Below are 24,592 nucleotides of genomic sequence, written 5' to 3'. Positions count from 1 at the left end.
CAGATAGGAGACCGGGTGCGGGCTGAACCAGCGCCCAGCACCCGGGCTTTGCGGGGCTGGCAACGCCGGGCTTTGGTGCGCTATCTGAGCGCCAAGCCACGAGATTTCCTGATGGTCGCCACCCCCGGCGCAGGTAAGACGACGTTCGCTCTGCGCATCGTGGCCGAACTGCTGGCCGACCGCACCGTCGAGCGAATCACCATCGTGGTCCCGACCGAGCACCTGAAGGTGCAGTGGGCCTCAGCCGCCGCGTCCCACGGCATCGCCCTGGATCCGCGGTTTTCCAACTCCGACTCGCAGACCAGTTCGGAGTACCACGGCGTCGTGGTGACCTACGCCCAGGTCGCCAGCCACCCGGCCCGGCACCGGGTGCGCACCGAGGCCATGAAGACGCTGGTGATCTTCGACGAGATCCACCACGGCGGCGACGCCAAGAGCTGGGGCGACGGCATCCGCGAGGCGTTCTCCGACGCGACTCGCCGGCTGGCGCTGACCGGAACTCCGTTCCGCAGCGACGACAGCCCGATCCCGTTCGTCAACTACGAGCCCGACGGCGCCGGCCACCTGCGGTCGGTGGCCGATGACACCTACGGCTACACCGATGCGCTGGCCGACGGCGTGGTGCGTCCGGTGGTGTTCATGGCCTACTCCGGCGAAGCGCGCTGGCGCGACAGCGCCGGCGAGGAGTACTCGGCCCGGCTCGGCGAGCCGCTGACCGCCGAGCACACCGCCCGCGCATGGCGCACCGCACTGGACCCGGCCGGGGAATGGATGCCCGCGGTCATCACCGCCGCAGACAAACGGCTGCGCCAGCTGCGCGACGGCGGCATGGCCGACGCCGGCGGCATGATCATCGCCACCGACCAGAAGGCGGCCCGGGCCTACGCCAAGCTGCTGACGAACCTGACCGGCGAGGCCCCCACCGTGGTGCTCTCCGACGACGCCGGGGCCTCGGACAAGATCGCGCAGTTCTCCGCGGCCACCAGCCGCTGGCTGGTGGCGGTGCGGATGGTCTCCGAGGGCGTGGACGTGCCCCGGCTGGCCGTCGGGGTCTACGCCACCAGCGCGTCCACCCCGTTGTTCTTCGCGCAGGTGATCGGCCGGTTCGTGCGGTCGCGGCGCCCCGGGGAGACCGCCAGCATCTTCCTGCCGTCGGTGCCGTCACTGCTGGGTCTGGCCAGCGAACTCGAACAACAGCGCAACCACGTGCTGGGCAAACCGCACCGGGAGTCCGAGCGCGACGAGTTCGCCGAGGCCGAGCGCCGTCGCGACGAGCCCTCGGAGATGGAGAACAAATTCGAATCGTTGGGGGCCGACGCCGAGCTGGACCAGGTGATCTTCGACGGCGCCTCGTTCGGCACCGCCACCCCAGCCGGCAGCGAGGAAGAGGCCGACTACCTGGGCATCCCGGGATTGCTCGACCCCGACCAGATGCGTGACCTGCTGCGGCGCCGCCAGGAGGAACAGCTGGACCGCCGCTCGAAGGTGGCGGCCGCGGGTGGGGCCGCTCCGGCACCGGTGACCACGCATGGTCAGTTGCGGGCGCTGCGTCACGAACTCAACGCGCTGGTGTCGGCGGCACATCATCGTCTCGGCAAGCCGCACGGCTGGATCCACAACGAATTGCGCCGGATCTGCGGCGGCCCCCCGGTGGCGGCGGCGACGTCGGATCAGTTGCGGGCGCGCATCGAGGCCATCCGGCAGCTGTAGCCGAAGGCGCCGTCGATCAACCCCGCCGCGTCCAGCGGCTCTGCGCCACCCATGGCGAGGCCTGCGCCGCTACCGACCAGGCCCACTCCTGCGGCACGTCGATCACCCGGTAGGCCTTGACACCGGCGGCGGTGGCCGCGATCAGGGTGGCCACTCCGGCGCGCCGCTGAAACCAGCTCTGGCGCACGGTCCAGCCGACGATGCCGGCGGTGTCGATGCAGTACCGGCGCTGTTCCCAACTGCCGGTGCGCGCCGACAACCAGTGCGCGTCGACACGATGGCCGAGGGCACGCGCCCGGTCGGCGGCCAGCAACGCCGCGGCCACGGTCACCGCCGCCCAGGCCGGCCAGCACCATTGCGGCACGTCGCCAGCCACCGCCGCACCAGCGAGCCCCACCCCCAGGATCACCGGTCCCATCAGCGCCCGGGTCCAACGCCGGCGCACCGCGGCCGGACCGTGCTTACGCAGCGGCCCGGTGACCACCGCGGGGTCGCCGACCAACCCGGTCAGCACGTTCTCAGCGGTTGCCCGGGGGCACGGCGGCAGCAGGATCGACGACTGGCCCTCACCGGTGATTCCCGTCATCGCCGCGTCCAGTCGCGCGCCGCCGAACGCCCGCACCAGCAGTGGCCGGCGCACTGTTCCGCCACGCAACCGGCGCATGTCGTAGTTGTAGTGACGGACCCGAAGCAGCCCATAGCTCAGCGTCAGTACATCCCCCGCTGCCCCAGATCTGCGCGACAGCACCAGGTTTCCGTACATCAGCAGGGAGCGCAGCACCGCCAACACCATGGAGACCACCCATAGCACGGCGGCGATCAGCACCGCGCTCTGCTGAAGGCCGAACTGCTCGGCGGCGATGATCCAGTCCCTGCTCACCGGCGAATCCTGCAGCGCCGCCCAGACTCCGCTCTGAAACAGTGCTCCCACCGCGGCGCCGACCATCACCAGCCCGGACAGGCTCAGGGGGCTGTAGCGCAGCCACGACGAATGCCACCTCGCCAAGACGGTCGCCGATGCGGGCTCCGCTCCGGTGCCGGGATCGGGTTGCCCGGCATGCGCCAGCAGCATCGCCCGCAACTGGGGCACCTGGCTGCTCTGGACCGCGTTCAGCTCGAAGGCGGTATCGCCGGCTGCGTGCTGGCCGGTGCTGACCCGCAGCACGGTCAAACCCAGAAGGCGGTGCAGCGGCCGCGCGTCGGTCTCCACCGAGCGAATTCGATTCCGCGGCACCGACAGCACCTTGCGGCGCACCAGACCTGAGCGAAGCTGGACCCGGCCGGATTCGGGATCCGGTTCGATGCGGTAACTGGTGGTGAACCAGCGCGTCACACCCACGACGGCGATCACCCCGACCAGCGGCAGCACCCAGAGCTGATTGTCAGTCGCTGAGCCGAACACCACCACGGCGATCAACAGCGGCAGCTCACGCAGCACCTCGTGCAGCGGATGCACCAACAGCATCCGCGGGCTCAGCCGCTGCCAGGCCGGTTCACCGGTGCCGGTGCTCATGTGGCATCCCCTGGCCCCAGCGAAGCGATGTCGGTCAGCTGCTCGACGACCCAGTCGGCGACCGAGGCATCCAGCGCAACGATGTGCACCGCACCTGCTGATGACGCGGTCGTCACCCGCACATTGGCCAACCCCAGCAGCCGATCCAACGGGCCCCGATAGGTGTCGACGGTCTGCCCCCGCGACAGCGGCGCGATCCGGCGTTCCTGCACCAGCCAGCCGGTGCGGGTGTACACCGCGCGGTCGCTGATGTCCCACCGGTGCACGCGGTAGCGCCACAACGGCGCGATCACCACCGACACCAACAGGCCCAGCGCTGTGACGGCGAGGGCGGCGGTGTGCAGCCATTGCGGGTAGCGCACGGTCGCTTCGGCCACCTGTTCGTCGGCGAGTGCCCAGCCCAACTGCAGCAGGGCCAGCATCAGCCAGGGCACCGCACCGACCATGGCCCACACCAGGGGTGCGCGGGGGCTGGGCGGAGTGGCGGGATCGAGCAACATGATCTCGTCGGACTGGTCTTCGTGCTGCGCCATGTAGGAGAGAATGGCAGGGTGCGGTCCGCTCCGCATCTGTCACCGTGCTTCTGCGACAACTCATCCAGCGCACGCCGCGCCACCTGAGTATCGTTTGTCACATGGGTGGCCGGGATAGGTGGACGACGGCAGACCTACCGGATCAAACCGGGCGCGTCGCGGTGATCACCGGCTCCAACACCGGAATCGGGTATCACACCGCCGCGGAGCTCGCTGAGCACGGCGCTCGGGTGGTGCTGGCGGTCCGCGATCTGGAGAAGGGCGACGCCGCGGCACAGCGGATCCGCGAGGCCAGCCCCCAGGCCGCCGTCGAGGTTCAACATCTCGATCTGAGTTCGCTCGCCTCGGTCCGCGAAGCCGCCGAGGCCCTGAGCGCCACACATCCGCGCATCGACCTGCTGATCAACAACGCGGGCGTCATGTACACGCCCAAAGGGCACACCGCCGATGGATTCGAGCTCCAGTTCGGCACCAACCATCTGGGGCACTTCGCCCTGACCGGGCTGCTGCTGCCACGAATGCTGCGGGTGCGGCAGTCGCGCGTGGTGACCGTGAGCAGCATGGCGCACCGGATCATGGCCGCCATCCACTTCGACGACCTGCAGTGGGAGCACGGCTACAACCGGATCGCCGCCTACGGGCAGTCCAAGCTGGCCAACCTGATGTTCACCTACGAGCTGCAGCGCCGGCTGGCCGCCAAACGCCGCTCCACCATCGCCGTCGCCGCCCACCCCGGCACCGCCAACACCGAACTGACCCGGCACCTCCCGCCGTTCCTGCGCCCCGCGGACCGGCTGCTGACACCGCTGGTGGTACAGAGCGCCGCCATGGGGGCGTTGCCCACGCTGCGGGCAGCCACCGACCCCGAGGTGACCGGCGGCCAGTACTACGGTCCCGGCGGCATCGGTGAGCAGCGCGGATACCCCAAGCTCGTCGAGGCCAGCAAGCAGGCGCACGACGTCGAGTTGCAGCAGCGGCTGTGGGCGGTCTCCGAGGAGCTGACGGGAGTCACCTTCCCGGTCTGAGTCAGACTGTCGGCATGCGATCCGTCGAAGAGCACCAGCGGGCCGTCGCCGACCTGATCCGTCCCCGGCCACCGGTCACGGTCGCACTGTCCGATGCCGAGGGCCTGGCGCTGGCCGCGGACGTGATCGCACCGATCTCACTGCCGGTCTTCGACAACTCCGCCATGGACGGCTACGCCGTGCTCGCCGACGACGTGGCCGGCGCCACGCCCGACAATCCGGTGACATTGCCCGTCACCGAGGACATTCCGGCCGGCCGCACCGATATCCCCACGCTGACACCGGGATCCGCGCACCGCATCATGACCGGCGCACCCATTCCGCACGGCGCCGACGGGGTGATTCCCGTGGAGGCCACCGACGGTGGCGCCGATGTGGTGCGGATCAGCGCCGCCACCACCCGGGGCCGCCACATCCGGCCGGCCGGGAGCGATGTCGCCGCGGGCGCCACCGTGCTCCGGGCGGGGCAGCTGGTCAACGCGCCGACGGCCGGCCTGGCGGCGGCGCTGGGCCTGGCCGACCTGCCGGTGCAGCCCCGGCAGCGGGTTCTGGTGATCTCCACCGGGTCCGAACTGGTCGAACCCGGCACGCCGCTGGCACCCGGACAGATCTACGAGTCCAATGGCGTGATGCTCTCGGCCGCGGTGCGGGAGGCCGGCGCCGAGGTGGTGGCCACGGCGACCGTCGCCGACGACACCGCCGCGTTCACCGGGGTGCTCGACCGGTACGGCGTGTATGACGGGGCGGTGGATCTGGTGATCACCAGCGGCGGGGTCAGTGCGGGCGCCTACGAGGTGGTCAAGGATGTCTTCGGGCGCGACGGCGACCAGGGTGTGCACTTCGTCAAGGTGGCCATGCAGCCCGGGATGCCGCAGGGCATCGGCAGAATCGGCGGCCCGGGCGCCGGCGCCGCCATCATCACGCTGCCCGGCAACCCGGTCAGCGCGCAGGTGTCCTTCGAGGTGTTCGTCCGGCCCGCCCTGCGGCGCGCGATGAACCTGCCGTCCCCGGATCGGCCGCGCCGCAACGCCGTTCTGCGCGAGAATCTGATCTCTCCGGCCGGTAAGCGGCAGTTCCGCCGCGGACTGCTCGACCACGAGACCGCTACCGTCACGAGCTACGGACCGCCGGCCTCGCACCACCTGCGCTACCTGGCTTCGGCGAACTGCCTGCTCGACATTGCCGACGACGTCACCGAACTGCCCGAGGGCGCGCAGGTGGAAGTCTGGGACCTGACCGGGTGATCCGGCGGTCGACGCAGGAGAGCCGAAGCTGGGGCCGCCGCGTTTACACCGGCGGTTCACGAGGCTCGACGCAGGAGAGCCGATGCTGGGACCGCCGCATCGACACCGGCGGTTCACGAGGCTCGACGCAGGAGAGCCGAAGCTGGGGCCGCCGCATCAGCACCGCAGCTTCTAAGATGACCCAATGGCCCGACGCCCTCGCGCAGCAGATGATCCCGGCGGCCTTCGGCATCTGATCGAGCTGGTGCGCTCGACGGTGCCGCCGATGCACAGTGCCGGCTTACCGTTCGTCGGCGGCGCGCTGAGTGTGGCGCTGTTGGGCCGGAAGCGCCGTTGGGCGCGCACCGCCGGGTTGCTGGCGGCCGGCGCCAGCGCCGGGTTCTTCCGGCATCCGCACCGGGTGCCGCCGACCCGCCCCGGTGTGGTGGTGGCTCCCGCCGACGGCACGGTGTGCCTGGTCGACTCGGCGGCTCCGCCTCCGGAGCTGGATCTGCCCGATACCCCGCTGCCGCGGGTCAGCATCTTCATGTCGGTCTTCGACGCCCACGTCCAGCGGGCTCCGGTCGGCGGCGAGGTGATCGAGGTGCTGCATCGGGCCGGGCGGTTCGGGTCGGCGGACCGCACCGAGGCCAGCGAGGACAACGAACGCAACAGCGTGCGGATCCGCACCGCCGACGGTGCCGAGGTGATCGCCGTGCAGGTCGCCGGACTGGTCGCGCGGCGCATCATCTGCGACACCCGGCCCGGCGACCATCTGGCGATCGGTGACACCTACGGATTGATCCGATTCGGCTCACGGCTCGACGTCTACCTTCCGGTGGGGACTCAGCCGCTGGTGGGCATCGGCCAGCGCATGGTGGCCGGCGAGACCGTCCTGGCCCACCTGTCATGACCACCACCGCCGCCCCGGCCCGGGGCCGGGGCCCGGTAGGTCTGCACATCCTGCCGAGTTCGATGACGGTCCTGGCCATCTGCGCGGGCCTGACCTCGATCAAGTACGCCCTCGACGGGCAGCCCCACATCGCGATGGCGCTGATCGCCGCCGCCGCCATCCTCGACGGTCTGGACGGCCGGGTGGCGCGCATCCTGGACGCCGAGTCGCGGATGGGCGCCGAGATCGATTCCCTGGCCGACGCCGTCGACTTCGGGGTGGCTCCCGCGGTGGTGATCTATGTGTCGTTGTTGTCGACACAGCCGGCGGGCTGGATCGTGGTGTTGCTGTACGCGGTGTGTGTGGTGCTGCGCCTGGCCCGGTTCAACACTCTGCTCGACGACGCCACCCTGCCCGCCTACACCCGGGAGTTCTTCGTCGGGATGCCGGCACCGGCCGGTGCCATCGCCTTGATGGGACTGCTGGCCGCCAAGCTGCAGTTCGGCGAGGGATGGTGGACGTCGCAGTGGTTCACCTGCATCTGGGTGGTGGGCACCTCGATGCTGCTGGTGAGCCGGATCCCGATGCGCAAGATGCACGCCGTGTCGGTGCCGCCGCACCTGGCGGCGGCCCTGCTGGCGGTGCTGGCACTGGTGGCAGCGGCGGCGTTCCTGTTCCCCTACGTGCTGGTGCTGGTGCTGATCGGGGCCTACCTGTGCACCATCCCGTTCTCGGTCCGCAGCCAGCGCTGGGTGGCCGCCCACCCGGAGGCATGGGAGGACGCCCCCAAGGAGCGCCGGGCCGCGCGGCGGGCCATCCGGCGGGCGCAGCCCAGCCGCCGCCCGGGCGTGCGGCGGGGAATCCGCCGGCCCGGCGGTCAGTCGATGGCACGACTGCGGCTGCGCAAGCCGGGTCGCTGACAGCGCGGTCAGCCGGCGCAGTAATCCTTCGTCGCCGACAACAGCGCCTGCCGGTAGAACTCGTCGAGCTGCCGTGCGTCGCTGACGGTCCGGGTCGCCTCCCGGAGTTCACCGGGGCACGCGGGCGAATGCAGCAGTTCCCATCGGCGGCCGATCTGGGCCAGCATGGCCTGGTTGAAACCGTCGATTCGCGCCCGGGAAGCCGCCAGTTCGGGGGCGGCGGCCGGGGCGGCGGCGGGATCCAGCTTCCACTGCGCGAACCGATAGTGCTCGGCGGCCTCGGTCGCGGCGATCTGGTCGGCGAAGATCCGGCGTACGTAGTCGGGTTCCAGCTCGGCACCGGCGGCGTCGGCGGCGACCTTGTCGAGTTGCTGCCCCACCCGGGCGGGATCCTCGATGGCACCGCCGGTCTGCCACTTGACCGCCGCTACGTCATCGGCGACCTGCAGCCGCTGCGCGGCGGCATCCACGAGCTCGGCCAACGGTGATGGGCCCTGCGCCCCGGCCGGGGCGGGGATCATCAGCCCACCGACCGCACCGATCACCGCTACCAGCACGCCCGTCCGCATAGTGGTATTCAAACCTGCCCGGCTGATCCGCCTGTTACCGGGGAGGCCACCGGCCGCTATGCCGATAATGGCCGGGTGGGTTCCATCGATGAGCGCCAAGAAGACCGCCGAGTGGGCGCCTCCCGGCATCTGACACTGATCGCCCGGCTCAACACCTCCGCTGTCGACGCCCGCCGCGGAGTCGTCCGACTGCACCCCGAAGCCGTTGCCGCCCTGGGTATCAGGGAGTGGGATGCGGTCTCTTTGACCGGTTCTCGCACCACCTCGGCAGTGGCGGGACTCACCGGCCCGGACGCACCGGCCGGGGTGGCGCTGCTCGACGACGTGACGCTGTCCAACGCCGGCCTGCGCGACGGCACCGAGGTGGTGGTGGCCGCGGTGACCGTCTACGGCGCCCGGTCGGTGACGCTGAGCGGTTCTGCCCTGGCGTCTCAGACGTTGTCGCCGACCACGCTGCGTCAAGCGCTGCTGGGCAAGGTGATGACCGTCGGGGACGCGGTCTCGCTGCTGCCCCGCGATCTGGGGCCCGGCACCTCGACGTCGGCGGCCACCTCCGCCCTGGCCTCGGCGGTGGGGATCAGCTGGACGTCGGAGTTGTTGACGGTCACGGGGGTGGACCCGGCGGGGCCGGTCAGCGTGCAGCCCAACTCGCTGGTCACCTTCGGCGCCGGGCCCAGTGCCCCGGCGGCGACGGTCGCCGCACCGGCCGCACCGGCCCGGATCGCCATCGACGAACTCAAGGGCTGCGAAGCCCAGGCGGCAAAGCTCGCCGAATGGCTCAAGCTCGCGCTCGACGAACCTGCGCTGCTCAAGGCCCTGCGCGCCGGAACGAATCTCGGGGTGCTGGTGTCGGGTCCGGCCGGCGTGGGCAAGACGACCATGGTCCGGGCGGTGTGCGAAGGCCGCCGGCTGATCGAGCTGGACGGCCCCGAGATCGGGGCGCTCGCCGCCGAGCAGCGGCTGGCCGCGGTGCGCTCCGCGGCGGCGCAGGTCTGCGACGTCGGGGGCGTGCTGCTGATCGCCGACGTCGACGCCCTGCTGCCCGAGCCGCCGGAGCCGGTGGCCACGCTGATCCTCGCCGAACTGCGGGCGGTGGTGGCCACCGAAGGGGTGGCGTTCATCGCGACCTCGGCGCTGCCTGACCATGCCGATCCCCGGTTGCGGGCGCCGGAACTGTGCGACCGCGAGATCCGGCTGAGCCTGCCCGACGGCGCGACCCGCGCCGCGCTGTTGGCGACGCTGCTGATCGCGGTTCCCACCGCGGACCTGGCGTTGAGCGAGATCGCCGATCGCACACCGGGTTTCGTGGCCGCAGATCTTGCCGCGCTGGTCCGGGAGGCGGCGCTGCGGGCGGCGTCACGAGCCAGCGATAACGACGAGGAGCCGCAGCTGACCCAGCAGGACCTCCTGGGCGCGCTCAGCGTGATCCGCCCGCTGTCACGGTCGGCGGCTGCCGAGGTTTCCGTGGGATCGGTCACCCTCGACGACGTCGGCGACATGGTCGCCACCAAGCAGGCCCTGACCGAGGCGATCCTGTGGCCGCTGCAGCACCCGGACACGTTCACCCGGCTCGGCGTCGACCCGCCGCGCGGGGTGCTGCTCTATGGACCGCCGGGGTGCGGCAAGACCTTTGTGATCCGGGCCCTGGCGGGCTCGGGCCGGGTCAGCGTGCATGCCGTCAAAGGCGCGGAGCTGATGGACAAGTGGGTGGGCAGCAGCGAGCGGGCGGTGCGCGAGCTGTTTCAGCGGGCCCGCGATTCGGCGCCCTCACTGGTGTTCCTCGACGAGATCGACGCCCTGGCACCGCGCCGCGGCCAGAGCTTCGACTCCGGGGTGACCGATCGCGTGGTCGCCGCGCTGCTCACCGAACTTGACGGCGTCGACCCACTGCGCGACGTGGTGGTGGTCGGTGCCACCAACCGGCCGGATCTGATCGACCCGGCTCTGACCCGGCCGGGCCGGCTGGAGAAGCTGGTGTTCGTCGAGCCGCCGGACGCCGACGCCCGGCGCCAGATTCTGCGGGTGGCCGGCAAGTCCGTGCCGCTGCACGCCGATGTCGACCTCGACTCCCTGGCTGCGGATCTGGACGGTTACAGCGCCGCAGACTGCGTGGCGCTGCTGCGCGAAGCGGCCCTGACCGCGATGCGGCGCAACATCGACGCCGCCGATGTCACCCCCGAGGACGTCGCCGCCGCACGCGAAACGGTGCGCCCGTCACTGGATCCCGCTCAGGTGGAGGCGTTGCGGTCCTTCGCCGACAACCGTTGACTCCGCTGTTACGGCAGTGGTGAGCCGACCCGGTGCAGGGTGCCTTCGGGGTCGATGTAGGCGAATTCCCGGAGCTGGTAGTCGGTGTCGGCGGGTTCGGTGAAGCGACCCGGCACTCCCGACGATGTCCATTGGGCATAGAGGGCATCGGCATCGTCGACGTAGAAGTACACGCTGGCGGCGGTGCTCTGCGGGTCGTGCTCGGACCACTCGGATAGGTGCAGCGAAACCCGGCCGCGATCCACGAATCCGTACCGAGCTGGGCCACTGTAGGACAGCGCGGTGAAGCCCAGCCGGCGGTAACGTTCGAGCGCTGCATCGAGGTCTCGAACCGGGATGACCGGTGCGACCGAGGTGAATGCGATGTCGGTCATGGCGCGAGCGTACGTCCGGCAAGGCAGTCCGGAGGGCTGAACGCTAGGACACCGGGTCGAATTCGATGTGCAACTCGGTCAGTCCGCGCAGCAGAAAGGTGGGCTCGTAGGAGTAGCGCCGCCGGTCGGCCGGTCCGTGCTGGGTCTCGCTGATTCTGATGTCGCGCATCCGGTCCAGCATCCGCGCAATGGTGATGCGGCCTTCGACCCGGGCCAGCGGAGCTCCGGCGCAGGTGTGGATTCCGCGACCGAAGGCAAGGTGCTCACGCACGTTCTTACGGTCCAGGCGGAACTGGTCGGGGTGGTCGAACTTGCGCGGGTCCCGGTTCGCTGCGCCCAGGCAGAGCATCAGCACGGTTCCGGCCTTGATCGCCACCCCGCCCAAAGTGGTGGTCTTGCGGGCCAGCCGGAAGTCGATCTTGGTGGGGCTCTGGATGCGCAGCGCTTCCTCGATGAAGGCGGGAATCAGGGCGGGATCGTCACGCAAGGTCTGCTGGAGATCGGGCCGGTCACCCAGGGTTTGCACTGCGGCGCCGAGCAACTTGGTGACGGTCTCCTGGCCGGCCGCGAACAGGAACGTGGCCGGACGCACCACTTCCAGCAAGTCCGGCGTGTCGCCGTCCGGGTAGGTGGCGGCCGCCAGACCGCTCAGCACGTCGCCACGGGGCCGGCGCCGCCGCTCGGCGAGGTAGCCGCTGAATTTTTCGTCGAGGTACTGCAGGGGATTGAGGCCCACCGGAGTTCCGTCGAGGGATCCGACCCGCTGTCCCGGCCGGTATCCCGCACCCAGCGCACTGCGGAATTCGGCGCGATCCTCCTCGGGGACCCCCAGAAGGTCGGTGATAGCAAGGGTCGCATACGGTTTGGCGTAGTCGAACAGGAATTCACAGCGCCCGTTGCCGATGAACTCGCCCAGTTGAGTGTCGGTAAGTTGCCAGATGAACTCTTCGTTCTCCCGCAGGCGTTTCGGGGTGAGCAGCCCACTGAGCAGCGAACGGGCCCGGGTGTGGGCGGGCGGATCCATGACCACCATGTGCTCGAAGATCGGGAATTCGTGGCGGTGCGCCTCGATCTGCTCGGTGATGTCGTCGCCCTCGGGCTCGAACGGCAGCGGGGGGAACGGCCCGCCGATGGCGTTGACCGCCGAGAACGAGTCGTGGTCTTTGAACGCGGCGAGCACCTCGTCGTAACCGGTGACGGCGACGACGCCGTGATGCGGCTCGGCGAACACGGGCCCGCATCCACGCAGGTATTCGTAGTAGGGGTAGGGATCCTGCGTGACGTCTTGATCGGAGAAGTAGTCCACCACCGCGAGATCCGTCATCGCCCGCCCTTCGCCCGCGTCCCGCTCTCGTCGCGCTGATCGATCGATCAAATTGCTACAATGGGTCATGCCTACCACGCGCGGCGCCGGACGGTCAAGCATTCCGCATCCCGGGCTGACGTGAATGCCGGCCACACGCAAGGCCAAATCGACTGATAACGCCGCCCGCCGCCGCCTGATCGAGGCGACGGCGCGACTGATGCGCGAGGAGGGCTACGCCGCGGCGACTTCGCGACGGGTCGCGGCCGAGGCCGGAGTGAAGCAGGCTCTCGTCTACTACTACTTCCCCACCATGGACGACCTTTTCGTAGCGGTTCTGCGGTCCGGAGCAGACGCCGCCCTGGACCGGATGCGCACCGCCCTGACCGCCGACGATCCGCTGCGCGCCCTGTGGGAGATCAACAGCGACGATCGCGTGACCAGCCTCAACACCGAGTTCATGGCGCTGGCCAATCACCGCAAGGCCATCGGCGCCGAGCTCAAGGCGTATGCGGAGCGGGTTCGCGACATCGAGACTGCGGCGGCGACGGTGGCGTTGCGCGCCAACGGCGTCGACCTACAGCTCTACCCGCCCGTCGCGGTCTCGATGCTGATCGCCCAGACCGCCCGCAGTTTGTGCAATGAAAGCGGCGTCGGCGTCACCCGGGGCCATGACGAACTGCGCGCGCTGGTCGATCGCCTGCTGGGCACGCTGACACCGCCACCTGCCACCGCTGAGGGCTGATGCGCCGATGCCCATGGGCAGCGCACCCCACCGGTGCCGCGGCTGCAACCGGCGCTGATCGTGCGACCAATTCTGTGGGGGCGCGTCACTCTGTCCGGCGGGCCCGCCCCGGTTGACTCTGCGTCCACCAGCCACCGCACTCGCACTTTTGCCGGGTGGACGCAGAGTCAACGAGGCAGATCGAACTCGATCCGAGCCGATACGGTCGCAATCGCCTCATAAAGCGCCGCCACCCGCTCCGGCAGCGCCGGAGCCGCCAGCACCGCGTAGCGGTCGGCCTCCCCCATCGGGACCCGGCAGGCCAGCGAATACAGCCGTTGCTCCGGATTCAGCGAACGCAGCCGCTGCGTGTCCGCGAGACTGCCTCGAGCCGGCCCAACCGGATACCGGCCGGTCTGGGCCATCCGCAGGTGCAGCGCGTCGATGCGGTCTTCGAGCGCGCGGAACTGCTCTTCGGCCAACGGTTCTGACGGCTCGTCGGGCCCCATCTCGACCACGGCCCGGGGGTAGGGATCGTCGGCAAGCCAGTCGCGCACCCGGATTCGCTCCCCGATCAGGCAGCGCAGCGCATAACGGCCGGCCCCCAGCTCGGTGCATCGCGTGATGGTGGCCATGGTGCCGACATCGTTGCGCTGCTCGCCTCCGCCCACCTCACGGCCACGGGCGATCAGCACCACCCCGAAGCGGGGATCGCCGCTGCGCATCAGGTCGCCGACCAGCGCGGTGTAGCGCAGCTCGAAGATCCGCAACGACAGTTCCTCGCCGGGCAGCAACACCCATTCCAGCGGGAACATCGGCAGCTGCATCACGCGCTGTCGAGCTCGTCCACCAGCGCGTCGACCACGGCCCGCAGATCGCCGTCGTGCTCCTCGGCGACCCGGCGCTGCCGCTGATATGACGCGCCCGTGCGGTAGATGTCGGCGACAGCGGCCAACTCATCGGCGCAGTGCAGCCGCGCCGCGACCGGCTCCAATCGGTTGAGCAGCTCGTCGAGGTCGTCGGTGACCAACCGCTCGTTGCTGTCGGCATCGAGGATGATCTCCGCGTCCAGCCCGTAGCGGGCCGCGCGCCACTTGTTCTCCTGCACATGCCAGGGCGGCATGGTGGGCAGGGCTTCGTCGGCCTCCAGCCGCCGGTCCAGGTCGACGATCAGGCAGTGCGTCAAGGCCACCAGTGCGCCTAGCTCGCGCAGGTTGGACACGCCGTCGCACACGCGTACCTCAATGGTGCCCAGATGCGGCGAGGGGCGGATGTCCCAGCGGATCTCGTTGGTGTGATCGATGATCCCGGTCTTCTTCTGGTCGTAGACGAAACCCTCGAACTCCGCCCAGGTCTGAAACTGAAACGGCAGACCGGCGGTGGGCAGCTGCTGGAACATCATCGCGCGGTTGCTGGCGTAGCCGGTGTCGTGGCCCTCCCACCACGGCGACGACGCCGACAACGCCAGCAGATGCGGATAGTGCTGCAGCAGCGACGAGATGATCGGCATCACCTTGTATGCCGAGGAGACACCGACGTGGACGTGCACCCCCCAGATCAGCATCTGCCGGCCCCACCACTGGGTGCGTTTGATCAGCTCGGCGTATCGCGGCGCGTCGGTCAGCTTCTGCGCCGACCATCGGGCGAACGGATGGGTGCCGGCACCGAAGAGCTCCATCCCCCGGCCCTGCACGATGGGCCGGGCCGTCGCCAGGGTCTGGCGCAGATCCTCGATGGCCTCACCGGTGGTGTCGCAGATGCCCGTCACGAGCTCGACGGTGTTGCGCAGCAATTCCTTGTGCACCCGCGGGTTCTCGCCGAGTTCGGACAAGACCGCGCTGGCTTCGTTGCTCAGGTCGCGGGTTTGAGCGTCGACCAGCGCCAATTCCCATTCCACGCCGATGGTGGGCCGGGGGCTGCGGGCAAACTCAATTCGGGCTTGCGACCTCGCAGAAGCCCCTGTGATCGGCGGGCTATCCGGCGCCGATGACACCACACGCAATCCGCTTTCCGGCATCCCCGGTGGTCAGCGTGGTCTGGTCCGGGCCCGGCGTACCGTTGACCTGGGTGTAGCGGTCCGCGGGGATGTTGGCGAAGTTGTCGTCGTCGGCGTGGATGACGATCGAGGTTCCGTCCCCGGCCAGCAGGTCGGCCTTGGTGAACGCGTCGGTGGTGGTCACCAGCAGCCCGCTGCCGTCGGAGCGCACCTGCAGCGAGGTCAGGTCCCCGCTCTGCGGGTGCTCGTTGTGCCCCGGCGCCTGGAAGTGCCCGCCGGCAGACAGGAAGCTGCCCGGCGCCCCGCCGGTGGGGGCCACCGAATCGGCTTCACACTTGCCGACGGCGTGGATGTGCAGGCCGTGGAAACCGGGGGTCAGCACCCCGGCGCTGGTGGTCCGCACGGTCACGGTGGCGAACTCCTTGCCACCGGCCTTGCTGAACTCGAACGTCGCGGTGGCGACCTGGCCGCCATCGGGGGTGTTCAGGTGCGCGACGAGGTTGTCCGCGCCGGCCGGGGCACCCGGCTCTGCCGGTTCGGCCGACGGCGCCGCCGAGCCGGTCCAGATGGCCGGAGTGGTGCCGGGCACGTCGGAAGGCACCTCGTTGGGCGGACTGCACGCCGCCAGCAGTACAACCGGGGTGGCGAAAACGACGGCGGCGAGAGCTCTGCGGTGACCTGTGACCATGCGAGGAGCTTAACCCGCGACTACCACGATGACGCCCGGTGGCTGCTCCACCACGTCCGGGATGCGTGGCTCGACAGCGGCTCCCAGCACCTCGCCCACCGAATGGGCCGCATCCTGCTCCCCTTCGGCGTCGCCGAAGTACACGGTGGTCTGGGTTACCTCGGGCAGTTCGAGGTTGCCGATCTCGGTGATATTCCAGCCGGCTTCGCGTAGCCGCTCGGCTGTTTGGCCGGCCAGGCCGGGCTGCTCGGAGATGTTGAACACCCGCACGTCGGGCTTGTGGACGGGATGTTCCGGCTTGGCCGGCGCCGAGACGGTGGTGACCGGTTGCGCCGTCGGCGGCTGGTCGGTGTCATCGTCGGTTCCCGACGATCCGAGTGCCTGGAATCCCACCAGCAAAAAGACGGTGCCCAGGAACAGCAGCACCATCACCATCGCCCGGAGCGGAAGGCGGGAGGAGTCGGGAACGTGGTCGTTCATTGCGCCCACTGTATCCAGAGGCGGGCCATAACCTATAAACGCCCAGCAATCAAGGTGGTCGCGCGATCAGGTGATGTCGAAACCGAGGCGGCGCGCGGCGCGTGCCTTCTGACGGCTGGAGCGCAGCCGGCGCAGGCGTTTGACCAGCATCGGGTCGGCAGCCAGCGCCTCAGGCCGGTCGACAAGGGCGTTGAGGACTTGGTAGTAGCGCGTGGCCGACAACGCGAAGCGCTCCTTGATGGCCTCCTCTTTGGCGCCCGCGTACTTCCACCAGTCTCGTTCGAAGGCCAGGATGTCGTGTTCGCGACGGCTCAGACCGTCGGTGGGTTCCGAATCGTCCCCTGAGCGATTCGCCTGCGCCATGGCGCCGTCCATATCGTTTCCTGGACCCTTCCGGAAAGTTCTCTCGCTGCAACGTTCGCTTATTTTCGGCGGCGTGTTCTGAGCGAATATTGAATCACGGCAAGCCGTGTTGAACGGGGAGCCCGCTTGGCGAGTCGCCGTGGCCGCTGCAGTTGACCGGCGGGGGGCACCTAAGATCTGCGGTCATGGCCGTCCTACCCATCCGCATTGTGGGCGATCCCGTCCTGCACACCCCCACCAGCCCGGTGCCCGTCGCCGACGACGGCTCGCTGCCGGCCGACTTGGGCGACTTGATCACCACGATGTTCGAGACCATGGACGCCGCGAACGGTGTGGGCTTGGCGGCCAATCAGATCGGCGTGGGCCTGCGGCTCTTCGTCTACGACTGCGCCGACGACCGACGGTCGACGACGCGGCGCCGCGGCGTGGTCATCAACCCGGTGCTGGAGACCTCGGAGCGGCCCGAGACCATGCCCGACCCCGACGAGGACGACGAAGGCTGCCTGTCGGTTCCCGGCGAATCGTTTCCGACCGGCCGAGCCGAATGGGCGCGAGTCACGGGTCTGGACGGTGACGGCAACCCGGTCGCTCTGGAGGGCACCGGGCTGTTCGCCCGGATGTTGCAGCACGAGACCGGCCACCTCGACGGGCTGCTCTACTTGGACATGCTGGTGGGCCGCAACGCCCGCGCCGCGAAGCGGACGGTCAAGGCCAACGGCTGGGGTGTCCCCGGCCTGTCGTGGACGCCGGGCGATGTCCCCGATCCGTTCGGTCACTGATTGAGCCGGCGATGAGCCCGCCGCCCGAACTTCCCGAAGTCGGAACGCGGGTGAGCCTACGTTATCTGCGGCCACCCGGTTCGCAGCCCCCGATGGGCGACGTGATCGGGCATCTGGAGCAGACCGGGCCGCTGGTGCGGGTTCGCTCGGCCGACGGCGTGCTCCACGACTGCCGGCACGCCGACGTGTTGTACGTGCGGCGGCTGACCGACCGGCCGGTGAAGAACTCGGCGATCCGCTCCGTCGAGCACGCCGCAGCGCTGGCCTGGCCGGGCAGCGAACACCAATGGCTCGACGGCTGGCTGCTGCGGGCCGGTCCGGGCGCCGACCTGGCCGCCAATTCGGCGGTGCCACTCGACATGTTCGCCCACCTGAACACCGCGGCAGCGATCATCGACTGGTACGCCCAGCGGGACCTGCCGCCCTACCTGGCGGTGCCGGAGCGGCTGCTGCGGTTGTCGGGCGACCTTCCGGCCCGGTATGAGACCCGCACCATGGTGGGCGACATCGCGACCGCGACGGCCCCGGACGGTGTGGTGTTGGACACCGAGCCCGGCACCGACTGGCTCGCGGTCTACCGCACCGGCGACGCGGCGACTCCGCTGGAGGTGCTGACCGCGGTGGCCGGCGGCGAGGTGGTCTTCGCCACGATCCCGGGGGTGGCGGTCGGGCGGGGCGCGGTCACCGACGGGCCCGATGGAACGCGCTGGCTGGGGCTGACAGCGCTGCGGGTGACCGCGGACCGGCGCCGGCAGGGCCACGGCCGCGCAGTCTGCGACGCATTGCGGTCCTGGGGGGCCGAACGTGGCGCCAGCCGCGGTTACGTCCAGGTGCCCAGCTCCGACCCCCGCGCGTTCACGTTCTTCGAGAAGGTGGGGTTCGGCGGCCAGCACCGCACCCGCTACATCGACGCCCGCACCGCGCGGCCCTGACCGCGGCGCCCGCGTTCTAGGGTGGCTGCGTGACTGCGCTGCGACTGGCCACCTGGAACGTCAATTCCATCCGCACCCGCGTGGACCGGGTGACCGACTGGCTGGCCCGTGCTGAGGTCGACGTGCTGGCCATGCAGGAGACCAAGTGCACCGACGCGCAGTTTCCGACCCTGCCGTTCCACCAATTGGGCTACGAGGTGGCCCACGTCGGCGCCAACCAGTGGAATGGGGTGGCGATCGCCTCGCGGGTCGGTCTGGACGATGTCGAAATCGGGTTTCCCGGCCAGCCGGCGTGGGGCAAGGCCGACGCCGATCCCGCCGTGGAGGCGCGGGCGTTGGGCGCCACCTGTGGCGGAGTGCGGGTGTGGAGCCTGTATGTCCCCAATGGCCGCACCCTGACCGACCCGCACTACGTCTACAAGCTGGATTGGCTTGCCGCACTGCGGGACACCGCGGCGGGCTGGCTGCGCGACGATCCGTCGGCGCCGATCGCACTGGTGGGTGACTGGAACATCGCGCCGCAGGACGACGACGTCTGGAGCATGGAGTTCTTCGAAGGAGCGACACACGTCTCCGAACCGGAGCGCAAGGCGTTCCAGGCGATCACCGACGCGCAGTTCCTGGACGTGGTGCGGCCCTTCACGCCCGGACCCGGTGTCTACACCTACTGGGACTACACCCAGCTGCGGTTCCCGAAGAAGCAGGGCATGCGCATCGATTTCATTCTGGGTTCACCGGCGCTGGCGGCGCGGGTCACGCACGCCGAGATCGTCCGCGAGGAACGCAAAGGCAAGTCGCCGAGCGACCACGCCCCCGTGCTGGTGGACATCCGGCGGGATTGAGCGGGCGCGGTTCTATGAATTCCGTGTGGATTTCGGCCCTATGCGCGAATCGCGCATAGGATAGGCGAATTAACCAATTTGCTCATTCGAAGGGCAGGGAATTCCCATGAACGCCGTCGCAGGGACGGTACAAAAGGTGGCCGGGGCGGCGAACCGCGCGGTCACCATGACCACTGAGGCTGCCGGAGCGATCGGCGGAGCCGCAATCAACGGGGCGATCGGCGGTGTGAAGGGGGTGGCCAGCGGTGCGCGGCAGGGGCTGCGTTCCGGCAGCCACTCGACCGCCGCGGCGGGACTGACCCTGGGCGCGCTCGGTGTGGCCGGACTGGTCGAGTGGCCGGTGCTGGTGGCGGTGGGCGGCACCGCGCTGGTGCTCCGGCAACTGACCAACCGTTCGCACGACGGCCAGGCTCCCGCCGCGCCGGGGCGGACGTTGAAGGTGGCGCAAGCGCCGAAGTCGGCGGAGAAGCCCGCGGCCAAGCCGGCCGCGAAGCCCGCGGCCAAGCGGGCGGATAAGTCGGCGGCCAAGCCTGCCAGCGCGACGACGAGGTCGCGCCGCAGCCCCGCTCCGAAGAAGACTGCGGCCCGGCAGACGCGTAGCACTGCCGCCGGCAGCCGCACTCGTACTCGCCACTAGACGGGTACGAGTGAATTCAGGCCGCGCCGACAGGCGCTCTCTCCCGCTGCGCGCAGTAAACTTCGGTGCTCAACTCACATCGGCGCTGATCGACGCCTCGGCCCAGACCGCCGGCGTCATCGGCGCTGTGGCGACCGGCCACGCCGGCCCGGTGCTGTCGCGGCGGTGCTTCCGCGGCGAGGGGCGGGCCTGGGTCGAGATCCGGGGCCTCGACGGTCCGGCCGGGGCCGAGCTGGCCACCGCCGTCCTGGATGCGGCCCGTGCTCTGCCCGGTGTCGTCTCCGTCCGGTTGAACCAGCCCTTGTCGCGGCTGGTCGTCGGGCTCGACTCGAGTGACACCGGTGTCGTCTCGATGACTGAACTGTGCGAGGTGGTCGCCGAGACCGAACGCCGATTCCGCCCGGCGAAATCCAGCGAGCAGGCCCCCGTCAGCCTGCCCGGCGATGGATTGACCCAGGCACTGCGCGCGGTGACTGTCAGCGCCAACGTCGTCGGGCTGGGAGCGGCGACGGTAGGCCGGCTGCTGCGCCTGCCGGGCCTGCCCCTCGGCCTGGAGGCCGGGGTGGTGGTCATCGACTACCAGCCTCGGCTGCGCCGACTGCTGGAGGACCGGATCGGCAAACAGGCGACCGATGCCCTGCTGGCGCTGGCCAGCGCCGGCGTACACACCCTCAACCAGGCGCCCACCGCGCTGGCGGTCGACCTGTCGGTGGAGGCGATGCGCGCCGGGGAGGAACGCGCTGAGGCACGGGCCTGGCGCCGCCGTGAACCGGCGCTCGCCGACCACGCCGAGCAGCCGGCGGTCACCGTCCCAGAGCGCCCGGCGCCGCGGCCCCCGGGGCCGGTGGAACGCCACCTGACGCGCAGCGCCTTTGCGCAAGTCCTCGGCGCCGGCGTGATCGGCGCGGCAACCAGGAATCCGGATCTGGCCGGAACGGCCGCGGCGGTGACCGCGCCGAAGGCCACCCGCACCGCCCGCGAATCGTTCGCCGCGACCCTGGGCCGAGGTCTGGCCGATCGGCACGACACCGTGGTGCTGCGACCGGGCAGTCTGCGTGAGCTCGACCGCATCGACACTGTGATCATCGACCCCCGGGTGCTCTGCGGGGAGGACCTGCGGGTGATGCACGTGCGCGGCGCCGACGACGACGAACTGCGCGCCGTGTGGGCACAGGCGCAGGCACGGCTGAGTGACCCCGAACTCCAGGCCGGATGGCATCCGATCGGCCCACGCCCCGGCGTTGAGGCATCGTTTCAGCCCGCGCTGCTGCCACTGGCATCGGCGTTGGTGACCGAGGCCCGCCGCGCCGACGTCGAGGTGGTCTCGGTAGAGGCCGAGGTGCTCGGCGAGCTGCGGCCGATCTTCGACGAGATCCGGTCTTTGGACGGGGTGTCCATAGACCTGGCACTGCTGGCCGCGGTAGAGGCCTACCAGGCCGACGGTCACGACGTCGCGGTGCTGTCCGCGGTGGCCGTGGAAGCTCTGGCCGCCGCTGACGTGGCGCTGGGCGTGGCGCCGGGCGGGGGCGCGCCGCCATGGTGCGCCGACGTGTTGCTGACCGACCTGGCTGCAGCCTGGCGCGTACTGCACGCCTTGCCCGCCGCCCGCTCCGCCAGCCACCGTGGAGTCGAGATCTCCACGGGCGCAACTGCATTGGGATCGCTGCTGCTACTGCCCGGCGTGCGCGGAAGCGGGCCGGGCCCGGTGATCACCGGCGCGGCCGCGGGCGCAGTGTCGGGTTACTGGCTGGCGCGGCGTGCCGTGGAAGCCGCGGTGCCGCGACCGGCGCCGGCGCACGAATGGCATGCGATGTCGGTCGAGCAGGTCCGGGCGGCGCTGCCTGCGCCGGAGGCACCGGAGCCGGCACAAAGCCATGCGCCGCCCGCCGCGGCAGCTGCCCGTGCCGCCGTGGACTTGGCACGCCGCGGAGCGCAGAAGACCGCGCCGCCCCGGTTGCTGCGGCAGTTCGCCCAGGCCGTGCGCAGCGAACTGTCCGACCCGATCACCCCGGTGCTGGCTCTGGGGGCCGCGGCCAGCGCGGTGCTGGGCTCCCCCGTCGACGCCGTTCTGGTCGGTTCGGTCCTGGGCGGCAATGCGATGCTGGCGGCCGCGCAGCGCCTCATCGCCGAGCGCCGGCTCAACGTCCTGCTGAACGAACAGGTGCCGCCGGCCCGCAAGGTGCTGCCCGACGGCAGCCATTGCGAGATTCCGGCCGAGGAACTGCGTCTGGGCGACGTGATCGAAGTGCACGCCCACGAGGTGGTCCCCGCCGACGGCCGGTTGATCGAGGCGATTGACCTGGAGGTCGACGAATCCTCGCTGACCGGCGAGTCGCTGACGGTGGTCAAGCAGGTCGAGGCCACGCCGGGCGCCGATTTGGCCGAGCGCGAATGCATGATCTACGCCGGGACCACCGTGGTGACCGGAACCGCGTTGGCGCTGGTGACCGCCGTCGGCGGCGACACGCACGGACGGCGTGCGGCCGACCTGGTGGCCGGCGAACAGTCGGCGGTCGGACTGCAGCATCAGCTGAGCCTGCTCACCAGGAAGGCGTGGCGGATCAGCCTGGCCGGCGGCGCCCTGGTGACCGGCCTGGGCACGGCCCGCCGGATCGGGCTGCGCCAGGCGGTGGCCAGCGGCATCGCCGTCAGCGTCGCAGCCATCCCCGAGGGACTTCCCCTGGTGGCCACCCTGTCCCAGCAGGCATCGGCCCGCCGGTTGACCAAAGCCGGGGTGCTGGTGCGCGTGCCGCGCTCGGTGGAGGCGCTTGGCCGGGTGGACGTGGTGTGCTTCGACAAGACCGGCACCTTGAGCCGGAACCGGTTGCGGGTGTCGCAGGTACACCCCGCGTCCGGCTTCAGCGACGAGGACGTGCTGCGGTTCGCGGCCAGCGCGGCCCCGGTGCCCAACGGAGTCCGCCAGGTGCACGCCACCGACACCGCCATCGTGGAGGGCGCCGCCAAGGCGGGCGTGGTCATCGGCGCATCCGAGGGTCCCGTCTCGCACCTGCCGTTCCGTTCCGGGCGCCCGTACTCGGCGTCGGTGCGGGGAACCGAACTGACCCTCAAGGGTGCGCCCGAGGTGGTGCTGGCCTGCACCGGGGCCGGTCCGGCGATCAAGAAGTCGGTCGCTGCCCTGGCCGCCGACGGCCTGCGGGTGATCGCGGTGGCCCGGCGTGAGCTGACCGCCGCCCAACGTGCGGCGCTGGGCGAGGATCCCGAGCCCGACGAGATCGCCGAATACTGCCACGACGGACTGACCTTCGTCGGCCTGCTCGGCCTGTCCGACACCCCGCGTGACGAGTCCGCCGAACTGCTCGCCGACCTGCGGCGCCGCCAGATCCCGGTGCGGCTCATCACCGGCGACCACCCGCTGACCGCCACGGCGATCGCCCGGGAAATGGGCCTGGAGGTAGCCGACGATCAGGTGATCAGCGGGGCCCAGTGGGATGCGCTGTCCCGCAAAGGCCAGGAGCAGGCGGTCAACGAGCGTGTCGTGTTCGCCCGGATGTCGCCGGAGAACAAGGTGCAGATCGTCCAGACGCTGGAGCGCGCCGGCAAGGTGTCGGCGATGGTCGGCGACGGCGCCAACGACGCCGCGGCGATCCGGGCCGCCACCGTCGGGATCGCGGTGGTGGCGCACGGCAGCGAATCGGCCAGCACGGCCGCCGATGTGGTTCTGCTCGATGAGCGGATCGACACCCTGCTCGACGCACTGGACGAGGGCCGCGAGTTGTGGCAGCGGGTCCAGGCCGCGGTGGCGGTGCTGCTGGGCGGTAACGCCGGCGAGGTGGCGTTCGCGATCATCGGCAGTGCGCTCACCGGTCGGTCACCGCTCAACGCCCGCCAGCTGCTGCTGGTCAACATGCTGACCGACGCTCTTCCGGCCACCGCGCTGGCGGTCAGCTCGCTCAACGAGCAGGCCGCCGACGGCGGCCACGGCCCCGACGAGCGCGCACTGTGGCGGACGGTGGCGGTCCGCGGTGTGACGACGGCGTCGGCCGCGGTGGCCGCGTGGGGCCTGGCCTCGGTCACCGGGCGTCAGCAGCGGGCTTCCACGGTGGCGCTGGTGTCGCTGGTGGCCACCCAGTTGGGGCAGACGCTGCTGGACTCGCGCGATCCGCTGGTGGTGGCGACCGCGGTGGGCTCGCTCGGCGCGATGGGGACGCTGATCACCATCCCGGGTATCAGTCAGCTCCTGGGCTGTACCCCGATCGGCCCGTTGGGCTGGGCGCAGGCCCTGGGCACCGCGACGGTCGCCACCCTCGGGGCAGCCGTGGTGCCCCGGATGTTGTCGGGCGTGCGGGACACTGCCACCAAGCCCCGGGAGTTCATCGTTCCGGGACCGCGCCGGCCCGATCATCCGCCGCAAGCTGCCAACGGTCAGGCCGCGCCGCGGCTGCGGCTTGTGCACAATGAGGACACTGACTCCCGCCGCGAAACGGTTGCGGCCCGATCATCCGGCGATACGTCGCCTCCAGGAGGTTCATGATGGCGGACAAGCCGCGGCACAGCGCATCCCAGAGTGAGGCACTTGCCCGTATTCGCGAGGCGGAGGCGTTCGCCGTCGACTTGCCGGTGATCGGCAAGGTGGCGGTGCCGCGGCCGGAGCAGTTGGCCTACTACGGCGGGCTGGCTCTGCTGGCCGCTTTCGAGATCATCGACTGGCCGGTGGCCGTGGCGGTGGCTGCCGGCCACATCCTGGCCAGCAACCACCGCAGCGAAGTGCTCGAACAGATCGGCGAGGCCCTGGAAGAGGCCTGACGCCACAGCCGACGCGTGAGCGCGGCTCAGTCGTTGACCTGTCTCTTATACACATCT

At 70.3% G+C, this 24,592-nt stretch carries 23 protein-coding genes; 13 read left to right on the top strand and 10 right to left on the bottom strand.

The window, feature by feature from the left end:
* Window positions 1-15: 15 nt before the first annotated feature.
* On the top strand, window positions 16-1,710 hold the full coding sequence (locus LI92_RS01905) for a DEAD/DEAH box helicase (RefSeq protein ID WP_046315318.1): 1,695 nt from the start codon (window positions 16-18) through the stop codon (window positions 1,708-1,710).
* Window positions 1,711-1,726: 16 nt separating this feature from the next.
* Here the strand turns inward: LI92_RS01905 and LI92_RS01900 are convergent, their stop codons facing one another.
* Entirely contained in the window at window positions 1,727-3,223 is a 1,497-nt protein-coding gene (locus tag LI92_RS01900; RefSeq protein ID WP_046315316.1) for a PH domain-containing protein, read from the bottom strand.
* Window positions 3,220-3,756 (bottom strand): PH domain-containing protein, encoded by a 537-nt coding sequence (locus LI92_RS01895; protein WP_152665301.1) that lies wholly within the window; start codon window positions 3,754-3,756, stop codon window positions 3,220-3,222. Before LI92_RS01895 ends, LI92_RS01900 begins: the two co-directional genes overlap by 4 nt.
* Window positions 3,757-3,857: 101 nt before the next feature.
* On the opposite strand from LI92_RS01895, the gene LI92_RS01890 reads away from it, so the two are divergent.
* The 4 genes from LI92_RS01890 to pssA all read left to right on the top strand — a co-directional run bounded on the left by LI92_RS01890 (window position 3,858) and on the right by pssA (window position 7,816).
* On the top strand, window positions 3,858-4,781 hold the full coding sequence (locus LI92_RS01890) for an SDR family NAD(P)-dependent oxidoreductase (RefSeq protein WP_046315314.1): 924 nt from the start codon (window positions 3,858-3,860) through the stop codon (window positions 4,779-4,781).
* Window positions 4,782-4,795: 14 nt separating this feature from the next.
* The gene (gene moeA, locus LI92_RS01885; protein ID WP_046315312.1) at window positions 4,796-6,025 is read left to right on the top strand and encodes a molybdopterin molybdotransferase MoeA; all 1,230 of its coding nucleotides are present in this window, start codon (window positions 4,796-4,798) and stop codon (window positions 6,023-6,025) included.
* Window positions 6,026-6,209: 184 nt separating this feature from the next.
* Window positions 6,210-6,917 carry a phosphatidylserine decarboxylase gene (locus LI92_RS01880; RefSeq protein ID WP_046315310.1) on the top strand — a complete coding sequence of 236 codons (708 nt, stop codon included), beginning with the start codon at window positions 6,210-6,212 and terminating at the stop codon, window positions 6,915-6,917.
* Window positions 6,914-7,816 carry a CDP-diacylglycerol--serine O-phosphatidyltransferase gene (pssA, locus tag LI92_RS01875; RefSeq protein ID WP_046315307.1) on the top strand — a complete coding sequence of 301 codons (903 nt, stop codon included), beginning with the start codon at window positions 6,914-6,916 and terminating at the stop codon, window positions 7,814-7,816. The genes LI92_RS01880 and pssA overlap by 4 nt, the downstream gene beginning before the upstream one ends.
* Window positions 7,817-7,824: 8 nt before the next feature.
* Here the strand turns inward: pssA and LI92_RS01870 are convergent, their stop codons facing one another.
* Window positions 7,825-8,385, bottom strand: coding sequence for a chorismate mutase (locus LI92_RS01870; RefSeq protein WP_046315306.1), 561 nt, complete (start codon window positions 8,383-8,385; stop codon window positions 7,825-7,827).
* Window positions 8,386-8,496: 111 nt separating this feature from the next.
* On the opposite strand from LI92_RS01870, the gene LI92_RS01865 reads away from it, so the two are divergent.
* Complete coding sequence (locus tag LI92_RS01865) at window positions 8,497-10,653, top strand: AAA family ATPase (protein ID WP_192829959.1); 2,157 nt, start codon at window positions 8,497-8,499, stop codon at window positions 10,651-10,653.
* Between the two features lie 8 nt (window positions 10,654-10,661).
* Here the strand turns inward: LI92_RS01865 and LI92_RS01860 are convergent, their stop codons facing one another.
* Together LI92_RS01860 and LI92_RS01855 are read right to left on the bottom strand one after the other, a co-directional pair.
* Complete coding sequence (locus tag LI92_RS01860; RefSeq protein WP_192829958.1) at window positions 10,662-11,018, bottom strand: bleomycin resistance protein; 357 nt, start codon at window positions 11,016-11,018, stop codon at window positions 10,662-10,664.
* 52 nt (window positions 11,019-11,070) lie between these two features.
* Window positions 11,071-12,351, bottom strand: a complete 1,281-nt coding sequence (locus tag LI92_RS01855; protein ID WP_046315298.1) for a cytochrome P450 — start codon at window positions 12,349-12,351, stop codon at window positions 11,071-11,073.
* 124 nt (window positions 12,352-12,475) lie between these two features.
* Between LI92_RS01855 and LI92_RS01850 the strand changes: the two genes are divergently transcribed.
* On the top strand, window positions 12,476-13,075 hold the full coding sequence (locus tag LI92_RS01850) for a TetR/AcrR family transcriptional regulator (protein ID WP_046315296.1): 600 nt from the start codon (window positions 12,476-12,478) through the stop codon (window positions 13,073-13,075).
* 167 nt (window positions 13,076-13,242) lie between these two features.
* On the opposite strand, the gene LI92_RS01845 is transcribed toward LI92_RS01850, so the two are convergent.
* The 5 genes from LI92_RS01845 to napA form a co-directional block, all read right to left on the bottom strand.
* Window positions 13,243-13,881, bottom strand: coding sequence for an LON peptidase substrate-binding domain-containing protein (locus tag LI92_RS01845; RefSeq protein ID WP_046315293.1), 639 nt, complete (start codon window positions 13,879-13,881; stop codon window positions 13,243-13,245).
* Window positions 13,881-15,047 carry a glutamate--cysteine ligase gene (locus tag LI92_RS01840; RefSeq protein ID WP_502691385.1) on the bottom strand — a complete coding sequence of 389 codons (1,167 nt, stop codon included), beginning with the start codon at window positions 15,045-15,047 and terminating at the stop codon, window positions 13,881-13,883. Before LI92_RS01840 ends, LI92_RS01845 begins: the two co-directional genes overlap by 1 nt.
* Complete coding sequence (gene sodC / locus LI92_RS01835; protein ID WP_046315288.1) at window positions 15,028-15,738, bottom strand: superoxide dismutase[Cu-Zn]; 711 nt, start codon at window positions 15,736-15,738, stop codon at window positions 15,028-15,030. Before sodC ends, LI92_RS01840 begins: the two co-directional genes overlap by 20 nt.
* Window positions 15,739-15,747: 9 nt before the next feature.
* The gene (locus tag LI92_RS01830; protein ID WP_046315287.1) at window positions 15,748-16,218 is read right to left on the bottom strand and encodes a LytR C-terminal domain-containing protein; all 471 of its coding nucleotides are present in this window, start codon (window positions 16,216-16,218) and stop codon (window positions 15,748-15,750) included.
* 66 nt (window positions 16,219-16,284) lie between these two features.
* Window positions 16,285-16,593, bottom strand: a complete 309-nt coding sequence (gene napA / locus LI92_RS01825) for a nucleoid-associated protein NapA (RefSeq protein WP_019735830.1) — start codon at window positions 16,591-16,593, stop codon at window positions 16,285-16,287.
* A gap of 173 nt (window positions 16,594-16,766) precedes the next feature.
* Between napA and LI92_RS01820 the strand changes: the two genes are divergently transcribed.
* The 6 genes from LI92_RS01820 (at window position 16,767) to LI92_RS01795 (ending at window position 24,535) form a co-directional block, all read left to right on the top strand.
* Window positions 16,767-17,360: a peptide deformylase gene (locus tag LI92_RS01820; protein ID WP_046315285.1), complete on the top strand. Its 594-nt coding sequence runs from the start codon at window positions 16,767-16,769 to the stop codon at window positions 17,358-17,360.
* 11 nt (window positions 17,361-17,371) lie between these two features.
* Window positions 17,372-18,292 (top strand): N-acetylglutamate synthase, CG3035 family, encoded by a 921-nt coding sequence (locus LI92_RS01815; RefSeq protein WP_046315283.1) that lies wholly within the window; start codon window positions 17,372-17,374, stop codon window positions 18,290-18,292.
* Between the two features lie 38 nt (window positions 18,293-18,330).
* The gene (locus LI92_RS01810) at window positions 18,331-19,134 is read left to right on the top strand and encodes an exodeoxyribonuclease III (protein WP_046315389.1); all 804 of its coding nucleotides are present in this window, start codon (window positions 18,331-18,333) and stop codon (window positions 19,132-19,134) included.
* 106 nt (window positions 19,135-19,240) lie between these two features.
* On the top strand, window positions 19,241-19,771 hold the full coding sequence (locus tag LI92_RS01805) for a hypothetical protein (protein WP_046315281.1): 531 nt from the start codon (window positions 19,241-19,243) through the stop codon (window positions 19,769-19,771).
* A gap of 10 nt (window positions 19,772-19,781) precedes the next feature.
* Window positions 19,782-24,263, top strand: a complete 4,482-nt coding sequence (locus LI92_RS01800) for a cation-translocating P-type ATPase (RefSeq protein ID WP_046315280.1) — start codon at window positions 19,782-19,784, stop codon at window positions 24,261-24,263.
* The gene (locus tag LI92_RS01795) at window positions 24,260-24,535 is read left to right on the top strand and encodes a hypothetical protein (protein WP_046315278.1); all 276 of its coding nucleotides are present in this window, start codon (window positions 24,260-24,262) and stop codon (window positions 24,533-24,535) included. The genes LI92_RS01800 and LI92_RS01795 overlap by 4 nt, the downstream gene beginning before the upstream one ends.
* Window positions 24,536-24,592 lie beyond the last annotated feature (57 nt).

Source organism: Mycobacterium sp. UM_Kg1 (genome assembly GCF_000972925.1).
In the GTDB taxonomy this organism is placed as follows: Bacteria; Actinomycetota; Actinomycetes; order Mycobacteriales; family Mycobacteriaceae; genus Mycobacterium; species Mycobacterium hiberniae.
This window is presented reverse-complemented; position numbering and strand designations above follow the sequence as displayed.

Bases quoted from the DNA above. Each gene is read 5' to 3' on its own strand.
- LI92_RS01900 (WP_046315316.1), bottom strand. From the start codon at position 3,223: ATGAGCACCGGCACCGGTGAACCGGCCTGGCAGCGGCTGAGCCCGCGG.
- LI92_RS01895 (WP_152665301.1), bottom strand. From the start codon at position 3,756: ATGGCGCAGCACGAAGACCAGTCCGACGAGATCATGTTGCTCGATCCC.
- LI92_RS01890 (WP_046315314.1), top strand. From the start codon at position 3,858: ATGGGTGGCCGGGATAGGTGGACGACGGCAGACCTACCGGATCAAACC.
- moeA (WP_046315312.1), top strand. From the start codon at position 4,796: ATGCGATCCGTCGAAGAGCACCAGCGGGCCGTCGCCGACCTGATCCGT.
- LI92_RS01880 (WP_046315310.1), top strand. From the start codon at position 6,210: ATGGCCCGACGCCCTCGCGCAGCAGATGATCCCGGCGGCCTTCGGCAT.
- pssA (WP_046315307.1), top strand. From the start codon at position 6,914: ATGACCACCACCGCCGCCCCGGCCCGGGGCCGGGGCCCGGTAGGTCTG.
- LI92_RS01870 (WP_046315306.1), bottom strand. From the start codon at position 8,385: ATGCGGACGGGCGTGCTGGTAGCGGTGATCGGTGCGGTCGGTGGGCTG.
- LI92_RS01855 (WP_046315298.1), bottom strand. From the start codon at position 12,351: ATGACGGATCTCGCGGTGGTGGACTACTTCTCCGATCAAGACGTCACG.
- LI92_RS01850 (WP_046315296.1), top strand. From the start codon at position 12,476: ATGCCGGCCACACGCAAGGCCAAATCGACTGATAACGCCGCCCGCCGC.
- LI92_RS01845 (WP_046315293.1), bottom strand. From the start codon at position 13,881: ATGCAGCTGCCGATGTTCCCGCTGGAATGGGTGTTGCTGCCCGGCGAG.
- sodC (WP_046315288.1), bottom strand. From the start codon at position 15,738: ATGGTCACAGGTCACCGCAGAGCTCTCGCCGCCGTCGTTTTCGCCACC.
- LI92_RS01830 (WP_046315287.1), bottom strand. From the start codon at position 16,218: ATGAACGACCACGTTCCCGACTCCTCCCGCCTTCCGCTCCGGGCGATG.
- napA (WP_019735830.1), bottom strand. From the start codon at position 16,593: ATGGACGGCGCCATGGCGCAGGCGAATCGCTCAGGGGACGATTCGGAA.
- LI92_RS01820 (WP_046315285.1), top strand. From the start codon at position 16,767: ATGGCCGTCCTACCCATCCGCATTGTGGGCGATCCCGTCCTGCACACC.
- LI92_RS01815 (WP_046315283.1), top strand. From the start codon at position 17,372: ATGAGCCCGCCGCCCGAACTTCCCGAAGTCGGAACGCGGGTGAGCCTA.
- LI92_RS01805 (WP_046315281.1), top strand. From the start codon at position 19,241: ATGAACGCCGTCGCAGGGACGGTACAAAAGGTGGCCGGGGCGGCGAAC.
- LI92_RS01795 (WP_046315278.1), top strand. From the start codon at position 24,260: ATGATGGCGGACAAGCCGCGGCACAGCGCATCCCAGAGTGAGGCACTT.